The organism is Streptomyces sp. NPDC058375, from assembly GCF_042723425.1.
GTDB lineage: Bacteria > Actinomycetota > Actinomycetes > Streptomycetales > Streptomycetaceae > Streptomyces > Streptomyces durocortorensis.
Map to the genome: position 1 here is coordinate 71,955 of NZ_JBHXJG010000003.1, position 12,606 is coordinate 84,560.

Genomic DNA, 12,606 nt, shown 5'->3' on the forward strand with positions numbered 1-12,606 from the left:
CTCCGCGAGTCGACTCACGGAACCCCTGAACCCCGAACCACCCCCACGCAGAGGGCTGGGACTCGTGCGCCCCGACGCCCGGCCCCCTGCGTGGTGTGGGTCACAAAAGTCACGCGTCACATTCTCGATTCACCCATCCATATACAAGGCACAACGACTCACCGAGGAGACACCATGAGCGCCACGCAGACCGTCACCATTGAGCAGATCCGCGCCGCACAGGGCGGCGACAGTGACGCCATGTGGGCCGTCATCAGCGCCTACGAGCCCATGCTTCGTGCCACCATCCGCAAGACTGCGCCGGCCGCGGACCAGGAGGACGTCGACGACCTCCTTCAGGATGCACGTGTGGCACTGATGGAGTGCCTCCGGTCGTACGACACGACGATCACCGAAGGGGCCGGTCTGAACGCCTACGCCCGGCGGGCGGTACAGCGAGTGGTGGCGGACGGATGGCTGGCCGCACAGACGTCGTTGTCCGTGGAGCCCGGCGCCGGTCACCGCGTGAAGCACGCCCTCTGGCTCGCTGGCGGTGACGTCGAACGCGCCTGGACCACCGTATCCAGTGCGACGGACCCGCGTCGACAGATGTCACGTGAAGCCTTCATGGGTGTTTGTGAAGCACTGATGGAGACGCACAGCCTCGAAGCGCCCCAGGACGGCCCCGACAGCCCCACTCTGGGCGAGACCATCCCGGACACCTCAATGGACATCTCCGCCCCCTCGGAGGCCCGGGACACCGCCCGCTACCTCCTGAGCCAGATCCCTCCGCGCCAGGCGTACGCACTGCGCGCCTTCTACGGCGTCGGCATGACGAAGCTGCCCGACGAGCAGGCGAGCGACGAGCTGGGGCTCAGCAGCCGCGGACAGTTCGCCGCCCTCCGTCAGACCCGCACCCGGGGAATCCAGTCCGCCCGATCCGTCGCCGCTAAGCAGCGTCTGGCTGCGTGAAGCACCAACACACCTAGGAGTCCGCCATGTACCCCTCCCTTGACGACTACGACCTCCAGGGCGTCCGCCCCGAGGAAGCCGCCCTCTGGGGCGCCGACGTCCTGGCCGGCGTGGAGGCACTGACCGACGCCGCGATGTTCGACGCGGACCTTCCCGACTGACCTCCGTGAGTCGACTCGCGGAGCTATCTGAACCGACAGAGGAGAGAGCATGACCGAGTGCAAGATTGAGTGCCGGTACAACCGCTCGGACATCATCACGGCGCACGCCGCGAACGGCGAGATCTGGTTTGAACCCGGGTCTGACAACGTCAGCCCCTCCCTCGCTGACGCCCGCACCTTCGCCCGCGGCATCCTGTCCCTGGCCGACGAGGTGGATGGGGGAGAGGAGAAGGCGGAGCCGGCGCCGGACAGCCGCCCGAAGGTGGGTGACCGGGTCATCGTGGTGGAGGACGACCCGAACGGACTTACGGGGACGTTCGTCGGTCTCGTGGGCACGCTGACCAATGACGATGGGGGCGCGTGCGTGCCTTACCTTGTGAAGTTCGGTGAGGGGTCGCACGGAGACGTCGACGGACAGTGGTACTGCCGGCGCGTGGAGAAGGTGGCCGACGAACCCGCCTCCCTCCCGGCCGCCACCATCACCACCCCCACCCGCGAGGCGTACCTCCACCGGGCCGCGTCCGATCTGATCGAGCTGGCCGACTACCTGGCAGGAGAGGGCGCATGAGCATCGAGATCGGAACCCGTGTCAGGTTCACCGAAGACCACTCGCGCGCCGGACAGGTCGGCATCGTGGACGACGTCGACGCGTTCAACGGCAACGAGCCCTACCGGGTCGTGAACAACGAGGGAGAGTTCCTGGCCTGGACCGGCGACGTGGAACCGGCAACATCGGCGATGGTCGCCGACCGTGAAGCCCTCGTGGCCCGCGCCAAGGAACTCCTGGCCGACACCCCGCACACCGTCGCCGACATCATCGCCATGGCCGCCTTCCTAGCCGGCGAGTAGCCGCTTACCGAGGGCCCGGGGCTACGGCTCCGGGCCTTTCGCGTAGCTCCGTGAGTCGACTCACGGAACCACTTGTGTCGGCCGACACAAGTGTGTCATAGTCAAGGCACGCCAGGGACTCACGGAGGGTCCGGCGGGAGGAGAGAGTCATGACCGACACCATCACGGCCGCTGAACTCGTCCGCAACGACCGCGTGGTCCTTGACCCGAACGAGCTGCCGCATCTGGTGGACCTCGTCCGCGGCGATGGCCCGACGGTCTATGTCGTCTTCTCTTCTGGCGAGGAGCGCGTCTTCTCGACCGAAACCTTCGTGACGATCGTCGGATAGCCGAAACGCCCTCCGGGGCGTCCGCGGGGACTGGCCTACCCGCGCTGATGAGGCAGGCCGCTAGGAGGACGAGATGCCGAAGAACCCGATGACCCGCACGCAGATGAAGGAAGACGCTCAGAACACCCTCATGCACGGGATCGGAAACATGCTGGGGTACTTCGAAGAGGTCTACGCGCCAATCGGATGGGCCGATTGGACAGCGGCGCAGCAGGACGAGTACCGGCTTGTCATGCGACGTGAGGCTGACCGTGTGGCGAAGCTGTTCGGCTTCGACAAGGCGTGGACCAACTGATCCACCCGCCCCGCATAGGCAAGCCCACCGGCGCCCCCAGCGCCAGGGCGCGCGGTTCGAATCCGCGGCGGGGCACGCAGAGACCACGATCTAGGAGGAGAAATGGCAGTCGAAGGTCAGCACTGGCACGACCGGCCCACTGACTGTTGCAATACGCGATGCGGTCACGCGCCGGGAACACACTTCTACTGCACACTTCAGGCGGACGGCTCGTACGCATGCGCTCCGTGGTGCGACACGCACCGGATGAAGATCTGGCCCAACTCGGGGGACGTGCACAGCCCTATCAATCTCTGAGCTACCGCCCCGGAAAGGCAGTCAGGCGAGTGCGAGTCTCGCCCGGGGCACTCCACCACTCCGACGTCAGGAGGAACCATGCCCACCTACTACTCGTCCTTCGGGTCAGCTGCGGGCGCCGCCATGGAGAGTAACGCCCGGATGGCTGCCGAGCACGCTGCACAGCGGGCGGCCGAAGAGCACCGGACCCACACCACCATCCTCATCCCCGCCCGCGAGATCCGCCGGGGCGACGAGTTCGACCTCCACCGCCACACCCGAACGGCCGCATACAACGCCGTGAAGACAATCCGGGGCAGCGTCCGTGTAGCCCTCGCGGACGGCGGCGAGGCGTACCTCCCGGCCGACCACGAGATCCGCGTCAGCCGGCCGACGGGGGAGTGCCTGTGCGCTACCGGGTGACGCTGGAGTCCGGCCGGTCGGCCCTCGTCGACGACGTGGCCCAGCGCCACTTCCTTCGCCAGGCCGTGCGACGGGGCGACGGACGGACTCGGGTGCGCGGCGGTTGGGTCGTCACGCTGCCCGGGGGAGCGCTCGTGGCGCTGCTGCGTGAGTCGACTCACGGAGGTGCGGCGGTCGCTCTTGTGTCGGCCGACACAAGTGTGTCATGATGGTGGAACACCGCAAGGGACTCATGGAGGAGAACATCATGAAGATCACCAAGGGGGCGCGAGTCTCAGGCTCCATCACCAACAACTACGTCGGTCACCTGGAGTTCACGGGGACAGTGGTCGACATGTACCAGTCTGGCGGTCGACTCGCGGTGAACGTGGCCTGTGATGACGGAGTGGAGCGCACGGCCCTGGCCGATCGGCTGACACCCGGACCTGCCAAGCTCACCCCGAACATGGTCCGGTCTCTGCGGAACCTCGTTCGCCACGAGAGTGTCTGTGCAGAAGGCACTCAGGCCATGAACGATGCGGGGTGCACCTACCCGGCACTCGAAGCGCTCGTTCGTCGCGGCCTGGCGGAAGTCGTAGGAACGGGTCAGCAGTGCGCTCGCTTCGACGGCGGGACCTACGAGCCCCGCGTCTACCGTGCGACGGATTCCGGCCGACGGGCCAACGACCTGCACTGTGGCTAGCCCTACTCGGAGCCCCTGCCAGTAGAGGCGGCAGGGGCTCCACCCATTCACCACCCACGCACACGAACGAGGAGCCATGTCCACCACCCCGCGTCACGTCAGATGGGCCCGCAAGTACGGGCAGACCGCCGTCCTCTACGCCGCCCTGGCGCTCTCCGCCCCGGGGGAGTACGCGCTCGCGACGATGGCCGGCTGGGATCCCTCCGTTGCCTGGCTCATGCCCGCCGTTCTCTCGCTGTACGCGGCGATCAGCGCGAGCGTCGCGAAGGCGTACAAGACAACGGCGCGGGAGGCGAAGGGAACGGAGCACGAGGCGGAGGCCAACCGCCGTTCGAAGAACGCAACGGTCGGCGCCCTCCTGGCCCTCTTCATGGCAACGGCCGCTCAGGTGACGGAACATGTGATCACCGCGACGGTTCTCGGCCCAACGCTCTGGGTGATCGTCGTTGTCTCCGCCGTTCCGCCGTTGGTCGCCGCGCACGTGCTTCACATCGACCCGCCGCTGGAACTGGACGAACTGGCCGACGTCGAAGACGAGCGCGAGGCACCCACGGAGGGGCCGCAGGAGGCCGCTGGAGAGCCCGAGACGGACCCGGAGACCCAACTCCCCGCAGAGCCTGTGGAAGCGCCGTACGTGCCCGTTCTCGTGACGTACGCTCAGGCTGCTGACGCCCTGGGGCTGAGTGAGATCACCGTTCGCGGCGCCGCCAACAACGGGCGACTGGAGAAGCACGCGGGCGACGACCCCCGACGGGTGTACGTCGACATGCGTGAGTGCAGCACAGTGTTCGCCAAGAGCCGGCGTACGGCCGGGGTTTGAGGAGAGATCATGCCGGTGATCAAGGACGCCAATGGCGAGGGAGCCCTCATTGCCCCGGCCGATGGGCTCATTCGGTTCGAGACCGTCGATCGTTGGACGCGCTTGGACTACACCCCCGCTCAGGCCCGCAAGCTGGCCGCCGCTCTGCTCCGGGCGGCCGACGAGGCGGAGGGCGTGGAGCCCGTCGACGTGGAGCAGGCCGTCCGCAACAAGGTCGCCGATGAGCTGAAACAGATGGACGGTACGAACATGGGCATGAACATCAGCCGCATCCAGGCTGCGAACGTGGCCCGCAGGGGCCTCCGCCCGATGGACACACGCCACGGGACCACACAGCGGATGTGGCTGTACTGAACCACCCGAGAGCCCTCGTCGCACGCCGACGGGGGCTCTTTGCGTTGTCGGCCGACGTCAGTCGGTCGGTAGCTGCCCCTGGTTGGGTCCGTACGCGTATCGAACTCCGGGCTGGCCCCACTGATACGTGCGCGAGACGTTGGCGCCGGTGCCCAGGCTGACGCTGCACTGGTAGGAGACGCCACGGTCGGGGTGTATGTGGCGGGCGTCGACGACGGCGCGCCGCCATTGGCCATTGATCTTGACGTACAGGCCGGGCTTGCTTTCGTGCGGATAGACATGGACGTCAGGTTCCGGGCCGTCGGATTCGGTCCACGGGCGCTGCTCGATCGCGTCAGGAGTGTCGCTCATACGTTCGAGTGTACGAGCTACCCCACCGGGCGTCCCTCCGCCCACAGCGCCGTCACGTGCCCCGCGAAGCGGTCGAACAGTCCGTCGTCCCCGAGCCGACGCAGGTGCAGCATCGGCGACTCATGACCGAGGAGCGACGACAGGTGCGGAGTCACCAACATCTCGTCGTCGAAGGAGAAGACGGACAGCGCGATGTGGTCGTCGCTGAAGCGCGCCTCCAGGCCCTCCACGGCGCCCATGCGCTGGAGAGCGTCCAGGGTGATCCGGATGCGGGTACCGACCGTCAGAGGGACGCCTTCGATCTCCTCCCGGCGCCGCGTGACATCGGAGCTGGGATCGCCGATGAGGAAGCGGACGGAGCAGTCGGCCGACGCCTTAGCCTTCAGGCGGTCGGAAAGACGGCTCTGCTCCTGCCACAGGAAGTAGTTCGTGTAGCCGGCGAAGGTGATCTCCCTCTCCGCCTGGTCGATCAACTTGGACCACACTGACGTCGGGCAGGCGTTCCGGTACGGGTAGGCGTCGACGATCTCCCGCTCCGGGCCTGTCTTGACGACGTCCCGCACAGCTCGCGGCCACAGCATGTCGGCTCCTACTCCCAGTGCCCTTGATACGTCCTCCCGAGTGCCCGGATGGGGAACGCGGGATGCGTCGGTTACCCATCTTTCCACCGTCTTCGGTGAGACACCGACGGTGCGGGCAAGTGCGGACTGGCTCATGCCGGCGGAGGAGAGGGCATCGCGGAGCACGGAATTCAAGAGGACCCCCGGGGACGTCTAGGACGCTTCGGACGGTAGCAGTGTCCGTCCAAGGTGTCCCCGGAATGTCTGCAACCTCGTCCCCGCGGATGGTGGACGATATCCGTACTCAATCCGGCGAGGCGTGAGGAGGGCGGCCAGTGACGTACGAGCCCATTCCTGTCTCCGTGCGGATGAGGCCGTCCTCGCGAAGTGCCCGCATGACCTTCTGGGCCGTCACGGCGGCGATTCCGAATTCGCCCGTGAGTGTCACGACGGACGGCACGCGGGATCCGGGCGGATAGGTTCCGTCGGCAATTCGGGCGCGCAAGATGTCGGCCACCTGTCGCCATTTGGGCCGCGTCTCGTCCAGCTCGATCCTCACATGCGGGACCGTAGATGATCATGGTACATCAGTGCGAGCGATAGACTGCCGTAGCGTTCTATAGCATGCTATGGACAGCAAAGGCCCCCGCGACCGTGCGACCGGTCCGGGGGTGCGGCCAACGCTGAGTAGGAGCGTCGACATGCCTGACCTTACCGAAGCGGTGCACCTGAGTGACCCGATGTCGGCCTTAGAGCCCGTCCCGAACCCCGGATGCGACGTCTGTACGTCGCTCGGTCAGCAGCGCGAGGAGGCTCGCGTGATGGGCAACATGACCACGGTGACCGACTGCAACGTGGAGATCCGGCGCCACCCGCACAAGATGCAGAAGAGGTGGTCGGCATGACGCGGGCAATCGTGCGGCACGTCAAGCACACCATTAAGCAGCACCCGAACACCGACGTCACGTACGAAGCGGAGTGCCTCCACTGCAACTGGAAGGCCACTCCGTCGACCACGGTGGCGGCCGTCGACGTGGAGTGCCTGAGCCACGCCGGCAAGAGCAACCACCGCGGGTACCGGCGGATCGTCACCGGATTCGCCTTCGTCATCCGTGAGGGCGAGGAGCGGTGCGTCGACAGCCCGCAGTCGGGTACATGAAGGCCGTGATGTGCCCCCACTGCCGCACCTCCATGGCGGCCAGCAACGGCCGGGAGACGTGCCTCACGTGCCCGCGGTATGCCCTCCCCGGCGACACGGCCGACGACGTAGAACGCCACGAGACCGAACGGATCCAGGCCTTGGCGCTGCTGGATGTCGCACTGGCCGACCATGACGCCACCCGGACGCGCGACCGGAAGATCACCGACGAGATGGAGGCCAGGATGGGCCAGACGATCCAAACCCGCGGCTGTTCTAAGTGTGGCGGGACGATGTACCGCACGGTGGACACGGACGAGAACGGCAACCCGACGAACATGTCTCAGTTCATCTGCAACGGCTGCGGAAACATGGAGTAGCCCCTAGGCCGCGCGTCCGCTGCTCGTCACAGCGCGGACCGCGGGAGCGGCGGGGGAGAGGTCGACAGCCACCTCCGCCGTTCCAACCCTGAGCCCCGTCTCCCACCCCCCAGGGAGACGGGGCTTCTGCGTTGCTGACCTGGGGCGTCTCAGCGTGCGCTAACCTAGGGAATTAAGCTCGATCGCGGGGCACCGGTCCATGACCATGTCCAGGCCCGCCGCGCGCGTCCGCTCGAAGGCTTCCCGGTCGACCACGCCGAGCTGGAACCACACCGCCTTCGCGCCGGCCGCCACCGCCTCGTCCGCGACGGCGCCCGCCAGCTCGCCGTTGACGAAGACGTCCACCACGTCGACCGGGAAGGGGATGTCCGCGAGCGAGGCGTACCCCTGTTCCCCGTGCACCGTCTCGGCCTTCGGGTGCACCGGCACCACCCGCTTGCCGAACCGCTGGAGGACCTCCGCCACGCCGAAGGCCGCCCGGGAACGGTTGCCGGAGAGACCCACCACCGCCCAGGTGTCGCCCGTGTCCTGAAGAATCCGCCTGATCGTCGCGTCGTCCGCGTACGAGTCCGCTGCGCTGCTGCCGTCTGCGTTCATGCCGGGACAACCGGCGGCCCCCACCCAGCCATTCCCGCCGGGGCCCGCCCTCGCGGCGGCGCATAGGGTGGACGGATGCAGGAGCAGTACCGGACCGTCGCCCGCGAGGGAGTGCACGGATGCGAGATCAACCGATCCCGTTTCCTCTGCTCCCTCGCCCCCGCCGCCACCGAACAGGAGGCGCAGGACTTCGTCGCGCGCGTCCGCAAGGAGCACCCGACCGCCTCCCACAACTGCTACGCGTACGTGATCGGCGCCGACGCCTCCGTACAGAAGGCGAGCGACGACGGCGAACCGGGCGGCACGGCGGGCGTTCCCATGCTCCAGATGCTGTTGCGGCGGGAGGTGCGGTACGTCGCGGCGGTCGTCACCCGCTATTACGGCGGGGTCAAACTCGGCGCGGGCGGGCTGATCCGTGCGTACGGGGGAGTCGTCGGCGAAGCCCTCGACGCGCTCGGCACCCTCACCCGACAGCCCTTCCGGCTGGCGACCGTCCGCGTCGACCACCAGCGGGCGGGCAAGCTGGAGAACGACCTGCGGGCCACCGGGCGGGACGTCCGCGAGGTGCGGTACGCCGAGGCCGTCACCATCGAGATCGGGCTGCCGGACGGCGATGTCGAGGCGTTCACCGCCTGGCTGGCCGACGCGACGGCGGGGACCGCGACCCTGGAGCTGGGCGGCGAGGCGTACGGGGACGCGACGGCGTGAACCTCGTGAACCTCGTGAGGTGAGGGCAATCCCACGGGGGCCAGAATCATGATCGATGCGGGTTCGGCGGCCCGGCGGCGTTAGCGTGGTCGGTGCCGAGCGGGATCACGGCCGCCGGTGCGCGGCCCACGGGGTGGAGGACGACGACGATGCAGGCCGGAACCGGCGGAGTGATGGCGTGAGGCTCCTGCACACCTCGGACTGGCACCTGGGCCGGTCCTTCCACCGCGTCTCCCTGCTGGAGGCCCAGGGCGCCTACCTCGACCACCTCGTGGCGACCGTCGAGGAGCGCGAGGTGGACGTCGTCCTCGTCGCCGGCGACGTCTACGACCGGGCCGTGCCGCCGCTCACCGCCGTCGAGCTGTTCGACCGCGCGCTGCACCGGCTCGCCGCGGCCGGCGTCCCCACCGTCATGATCTCCGGCAACCACGACTCGGCCCGCCGGCTCGGCGTCGGCGCCGGGCTCTTCGAGCGCGCCGGGATCCATCTGCGGACCGACCCCGAGGGCTGCGCGACCCCCGTGGTACTCGCCGACGACCACGGCGACGTCGCGTTCTACGGGCTCCCCTACCTGGAACCGGCCCTGGTCAAGGACGCCCTGGGGGCGGGCAAGGCCGGTCACGAGGCGGTCCTCACCGCCGCCATGGACAAGGTCCGCGCCGACCTCGCCACCCGCCCCTCCGGAACCCGCTCCGTCGTCCTCGCGCACGCCTTCGTGGCGGGCGGGGTTCCCAGCGACAGCGAACGCGACATCACCGTCGGCGGGGTCGCCGCCGTCCCCGCCGGGGTCTTCGACGGCGTCGACTACGCGGCCCTCGGCCATCTCCACGGCTCCCAGCGGGTCACGAGCCGCGTCCGCTACTCCGGCTCGCCGCTCGCCTACTCCTTCTCCGAGGCCGACCACCGCAAGACCATGTGGCTCATCGACCTCGACGTCCACGGGGACATCGCCGCCGAGGAGCGCGTCGACTGCCCCGTGGAGCGGCCCCTCGCCCGGCTCCGCGGCCGCCTCGACATGCTCCTGGAGGACCCCGCCCTGGACCGCCACGAGGGCGCCTGGGTCGAGGCCACCCTCACCGACCCGGTGCGCCCCGCCGACCCCATGGCCCGCCTCGCCCGGCGCTTCCCGCACACGCTCAGCCTCGTCTTCGACCCCGAGCGGCCACCGGACGACCCGGCGGCGTCCTACGCCCAGCGCCTCAAGGGCCGCGACGACCACCAGATCGCCGAGGACTTCGTCGCCCACGTGCGCGGCGGCAGCGGCCCCAGCGACCTCGAACGCACCGTGCTGCGCGCCGCGTTCGACGACGTCCGGGTGGACGAGACCGTGCGCGAGGTGTCCCGGTGAGACTGCACCGCCTGAGCATCACCGCCTTCGGGCCGTTCGGCGCCACCCAGGAAGTCGACTTCGACGCCCTGTCCTCCGCCGGTCTCTTCCTGCTCCACGGCCCCACCGGCGCGGGCAAGACCTCCGTCCTGGACGCCGTCTGCTTCGCCCTGTACGGGGCCGTCCCCGGCGCCCGGCAGAGCCCCGGGGCCTCCCTGCGCAGCGACCACGCCCCCGCGGACCTGCCGACCGAGGTCCAGCTGGAGCTGACCGTCGGCGGCCGACGTCTCGAAGTCACCCGCAGCCCTGCCCAGCCGCGCCCCAAGAAGCGCGGCGACGGCTTCACGATGGAGAAGGCCCAGAGCAGGCTGCGCGGTTACGACCCCGAGCGCGGCTGGCAGGCCCTCAGCAAGTCGCATCAGGAGATCGGCGAGGAGCTGACCCAGCTCATCGGCATGAGCCGGGACCAGTTCTGCCAGGTGGTGCTGTTGCCGCAGGGCGACTTCGCCCGCTTCCTGCGCTCGGACGCCGAGGCCCGCGGCAAGCTCCTCGGCCGGCTCTTCGACACCCGCCGCTTCGCCGCCGTCGAGGAACGTCTCGCCGAACTGCGCCGGGGCGCCGAGGCCAAGGTCACCGCAGCCGACGAACGGATCCTCGCCCTCGCCCAACGCACCGCCCAGGCGGCCGGACCCGCCGGCGCCGAGGCCACCCCGATCGCCGCCCGGCCCGGCGAACCGGGCCTCTCCGAAGCGGTGTTGGAGTGGGCCGCGATCGCCCGGTCCACGGCCCGCGAACGGCTCGACATGGCCCACCGCGTCGTCGCGTGGGCCGAGGGCCGGCAGCGCGAGGCCCGCCACGCCCTGGACGCCGTACGGGAACTCGCCCGCCTCCAGCAGCGGTACGAGGAGACCCGCCGGCGCTCCGCCGCGCTGGAGGAACGACGACCCGAACACGACCGCTGCCAGGAGGAGTTGGAGCGCGCCCGCAAGGCCGACCGGGTCGCCCCCGCGCTGGACCTGCGCGAGGAGGCGGAACGCGCCCACCGCCGGGCGGCCGATGCCCTCGACCGGGCCAGGGCGCAGTTGCCGCCCGACCTCGCCGACGCGGGCCCCGACCAACTCGCCGATCTGGAGCGCCGGTTCCGGCAGGAGCTGGGCGGCCTGGAGTCCGCTCGCCGGGCCGAGGCGCGCAGTGCCGAGATCGACGAGGAGCGCGACCGGCTGGAGCGCGAATCCCGGGCCGACGACGCGACCGTCCGGGACACCGAGGTCTGGCTCGCGGGCTGGGACACCGTCCACACCGGGCTCCGGGAGCGCATCGCCACGGCGCAGGAGGCCGCGACCCGCGCCGAACAGCTCGCCGGGCTCCTCGCCCCGGCCCGCCGCCGACTGGAGGCCGCCCGCCGCCGCGACGCACTGGCCGCCGAGGTGCGGACCGCCCGGGAGGAGCTCGCCGGGGCCCGCGAGCGCGCCCTGGCCACCCACGAGACCTGGCTCGGGCTGCGGGAGCGGCGGCTGCGAGACATCGCGGCGGAGCTGGCCGCCGGACTCGTCGACGGCGCGCCCTGCACCGTCTGCGGCTCCGCCGAGCACCCGGCCCCCGCCACCGAGGGCGACGGGCATGTCGACCGGGCCACCGAGGAGGCCGCCCTCGCCGCCCACCGTGCCGCCGAGGAGACCCGTACCCGCGCGGAGCAGGCCCTCGGGCTCGTCCGCGAACGCCGCGCCACCGCGGATGCGGAGGCGCGCGAGGGGGAGGCTACGGAGGCCCGCGACGAGCAGGCCCGCGACGCGGATGCCCGCGACGCGGAGTCCGGTGGGCCGGCGGCGTCGGCGGCCTTCCCGGTGGCGAGCGGCGACCACGGGGCGGCCCCGGGCCCCGGCCCCTCCGTCGACGAACTCCGCGACACCGTAGACCGGTTGACCGCCGGGCAGGCCGAGGCGCATCGCCTCGCCGCCGGGACGCACGCCGCCCGCGAGGCCCTCGACGCCGCCGAGCGCGAGCACGCCGGCCGCCTCGAACTCCGGCAGGAGGTCGAGCGCCGGGCCGCCGCCCGCACCTCACGGCGGGAGGCCCTCGACCGCGAGCAGGCCGGGCTGCACGACGAACTCGCCACCGCCCGGAACGAGTCCGGTTCCGTCGCGGCGTACGCGGACCGCCTCACCCGCCGAGTGGAGCTGCTGGCGGAGGCCGCCGAAGCCGTACGCGCCGAACAGGACGCGGCCCGGCAGCGCAAGGAGGCCGACGACCGGCTCTCCGACGCGGCGTTCCGGGCCGGCTTCGACACCCCGGAGGCCGCTGCCGCGACGCTCCTCGGCGCCGCGGCGCAACGCGACCTCCAGCACCGCATCGACGCCTGGCAGGCCGAGGCCGCCGCCGTGGCCGACCGCCGCGCCGAACGCGAC

20 protein-coding genes, 1 other RNA gene and 1 pseudogene are annotated in these 12,606 nt (G+C 70.2%); 17 read left to right on the forward strand and 5 right to left on the reverse strand.

What is annotated here, in order from left to right; translation table 11 throughout:
• The first annotated feature begins 174 nt into the window (after window positions 1–174).
• From ACFWM7_RS01525 to ACFWM7_RS01575, 11 genes are all read left to right on the forward strand, one after another.
• Window positions 175–951, forward strand: coding sequence for a helix-turn-helix domain-containing protein (locus tag ACFWM7_RS01525; protein WP_383253735.1), 777 nt, complete (start codon window positions 175–177; stop codon window positions 949–951).
• A gap of 26 nt (window positions 952–977) precedes the next feature.
• Window positions 978–1,112 (forward strand): hypothetical protein, encoded by a 135-nt coding sequence (locus ACFWM7_RS01530; protein WP_383253737.1) that lies wholly within the window; start codon window positions 978–980, stop codon window positions 1,110–1,112.
• Between the two features lie 49 nt (window positions 1,113–1,161).
• Window positions 1,162–1,680: a hypothetical protein gene (locus ACFWM7_RS01535; RefSeq protein ID WP_383253739.1), complete on the forward strand. Its 519-nt coding sequence runs from the start codon at window positions 1,162–1,164 to the stop codon at window positions 1,678–1,680.
• A complete protein-coding gene (locus ACFWM7_RS01540; RefSeq protein WP_383253741.1) occupies window positions 1,677–1,961 on the forward strand; it encodes a hypothetical protein in 285 nt (94 codons plus the stop codon). The genes ACFWM7_RS01535 and ACFWM7_RS01540 overlap by 4 nt, the downstream gene beginning before the upstream one ends.
• A 149-nt stretch (window positions 1,962–2,110) precedes the next feature.
• The gene (locus tag ACFWM7_RS01545) at window positions 2,111–2,290 is read left to right on the forward strand and encodes a hypothetical protein (protein ID WP_383253744.1); all 180 of its coding nucleotides are present in this window, start codon (window positions 2,111–2,113) and stop codon (window positions 2,288–2,290) included.
• Window positions 2,289–2,352: hammerhead ribozyme type II (locus ACFWM7_RS01550), an RNA gene on the forward strand. The genes ACFWM7_RS01545 and ACFWM7_RS01550 overlap by 2 nt, the downstream gene beginning before the upstream one ends.
• Window positions 2,353–2,363: 11 nt before the next feature.
• Window positions 2,364–2,585 carry a hypothetical protein gene (locus ACFWM7_RS01555; protein ID WP_383253746.1) on the forward strand — a complete coding sequence of 74 codons (222 nt, stop codon included), beginning with the start codon at window positions 2,364–2,366 and terminating at the stop codon, window positions 2,583–2,585.
• A gap of 375 nt (window positions 2,586–2,960) precedes the next feature.
• Window positions 2,961–3,284 (forward strand): hypothetical protein, encoded by a 324-nt coding sequence (locus ACFWM7_RS01560; RefSeq protein ID WP_383253747.1) that lies wholly within the window; start codon window positions 2,961–2,963, stop codon window positions 3,282–3,284.
• Window positions 3,285–3,531: 247 nt separating this feature from the next.
• Window positions 3,532–3,966, forward strand: a complete 435-nt coding sequence (locus ACFWM7_RS01565) for a hypothetical protein (protein WP_383253748.1) — start codon at window positions 3,532–3,534, stop codon at window positions 3,964–3,966.
• Between the two features lie 76 nt (window positions 3,967–4,042).
• Window positions 4,043–4,786 carry a hypothetical protein gene (locus tag ACFWM7_RS01570; RefSeq protein WP_383253749.1) on the forward strand — a complete coding sequence of 248 codons (744 nt, stop codon included), beginning with the start codon at window positions 4,043–4,045 and terminating at the stop codon, window positions 4,784–4,786.
• 9 nt (window positions 4,787–4,795) lie between these two features.
• Window positions 4,796–5,140 (forward strand): hypothetical protein, encoded by a 345-nt coding sequence (locus ACFWM7_RS01575; protein WP_383253750.1) that lies wholly within the window; start codon window positions 4,796–4,798, stop codon window positions 5,138–5,140.
• Between the two features lie 57 nt (window positions 5,141–5,197).
• Here the strand turns inward: ACFWM7_RS01575 and ACFWM7_RS01580 are convergent, their stop codons facing one another.
• The 4 genes and pseudogenes from ACFWM7_RS01580 to ACFWM7_RS01595 form a co-directional block, all read right to left on the reverse strand.
• Window positions 5,198–5,491 (reverse strand): hypothetical protein, encoded by a 294-nt coding sequence (locus tag ACFWM7_RS01580; RefSeq protein WP_383253752.1) that lies wholly within the window; start codon window positions 5,489–5,491, stop codon window positions 5,198–5,200.
• Between the two features lie 17 nt (window positions 5,492–5,508).
• Complete coding sequence (locus ACFWM7_RS01585; protein WP_383253775.1) at window positions 5,509–6,072, reverse strand: hypothetical protein; 564 nt, start codon at window positions 6,070–6,072, stop codon at window positions 5,509–5,511.
• Between the two features lie 60 nt (window positions 6,073–6,132).
• Window positions 6,133–6,207: pseudogene (locus tag ACFWM7_RS01590) on the reverse strand (hypothetical protein); the annotation flags it as partial.
• Window positions 6,208–6,355: 148 nt separating this feature from the next.
• The gene (locus ACFWM7_RS01595) at window positions 6,356–6,610 is read right to left on the reverse strand and encodes a GntR family transcriptional regulator (protein ID WP_383253754.1); all 255 of its coding nucleotides are present in this window, start codon (window positions 6,608–6,610) and stop codon (window positions 6,356–6,358) included.
• A 142-nt stretch (window positions 6,611–6,752) separates the two neighbouring features.
• Here ACFWM7_RS01595 and ACFWM7_RS01600 point away from each other — a divergent pair, with 142 nt between their 5' ends.
• The 3 genes from ACFWM7_RS01600 to ACFWM7_RS01610 are packed head-to-tail and all read left to right on the forward strand — an operon-like array spanning window position 6,753 to window position 7,569.
• Window positions 6,753–6,956 carry a hypothetical protein gene (locus ACFWM7_RS01600; protein ID WP_383253756.1) on the forward strand — a complete coding sequence of 68 codons (204 nt, stop codon included), beginning with the start codon at window positions 6,753–6,755 and terminating at the stop codon, window positions 6,954–6,956.
• Complete coding sequence (locus tag ACFWM7_RS01605; protein ID WP_383253758.1) at window positions 6,953–7,210, forward strand: hypothetical protein; 258 nt, start codon at window positions 6,953–6,955, stop codon at window positions 7,208–7,210. The genes ACFWM7_RS01600 and ACFWM7_RS01605 overlap by 4 nt, the downstream gene beginning before the upstream one ends.
• Window positions 7,207–7,569 carry a hypothetical protein gene (locus tag ACFWM7_RS01610; RefSeq protein WP_383253760.1) on the forward strand — a complete coding sequence of 121 codons (363 nt, stop codon included), beginning with the start codon at window positions 7,207–7,209 and terminating at the stop codon, window positions 7,567–7,569. Before ACFWM7_RS01605 ends, ACFWM7_RS01610 begins: the two co-directional genes overlap by 4 nt.
• Before the next feature lie 159 nt (window positions 7,570–7,728).
• Here ACFWM7_RS01610 and ACFWM7_RS01615 read toward each other — a convergent pair whose 3' ends face one another.
• Window positions 7,729–8,166, reverse strand: a complete 438-nt coding sequence (locus tag ACFWM7_RS01615; protein WP_383253762.1) for a CoA-binding protein — start codon at window positions 8,164–8,166, stop codon at window positions 7,729–7,731.
• Between the two features lie 75 nt (window positions 8,167–8,241).
• On the opposite strand from ACFWM7_RS01615, the gene ACFWM7_RS01620 reads away from it, so the two are divergent.
• The 3 genes from ACFWM7_RS01620 to ACFWM7_RS01630 all read left to right on the forward strand — a co-directional run.
• Window positions 8,242–8,874: a YigZ family protein gene (locus tag ACFWM7_RS01620; RefSeq protein ID WP_383253764.1), complete on the forward strand. Its 633-nt coding sequence runs from the start codon at window positions 8,242–8,244 to the stop codon at window positions 8,872–8,874.
• 178 nt (window positions 8,875–9,052) lie between these two features.
• Window positions 9,053–10,222 carry an exonuclease SbcCD subunit D gene (locus ACFWM7_RS01625; protein WP_383253765.1) on the forward strand — a complete coding sequence of 390 codons (1,170 nt, stop codon included), beginning with the start codon at window positions 9,053–9,055 and terminating at the stop codon, window positions 10,220–10,222.
• The coding region (locus ACFWM7_RS01630; RefSeq protein WP_383253766.1) for an AAA family ATPase at window positions 10,219–12,606 on the forward strand (2,388 nt) is incomplete at its 3' end. The genes ACFWM7_RS01625 and ACFWM7_RS01630, both read left to right, overlap by 4 nt.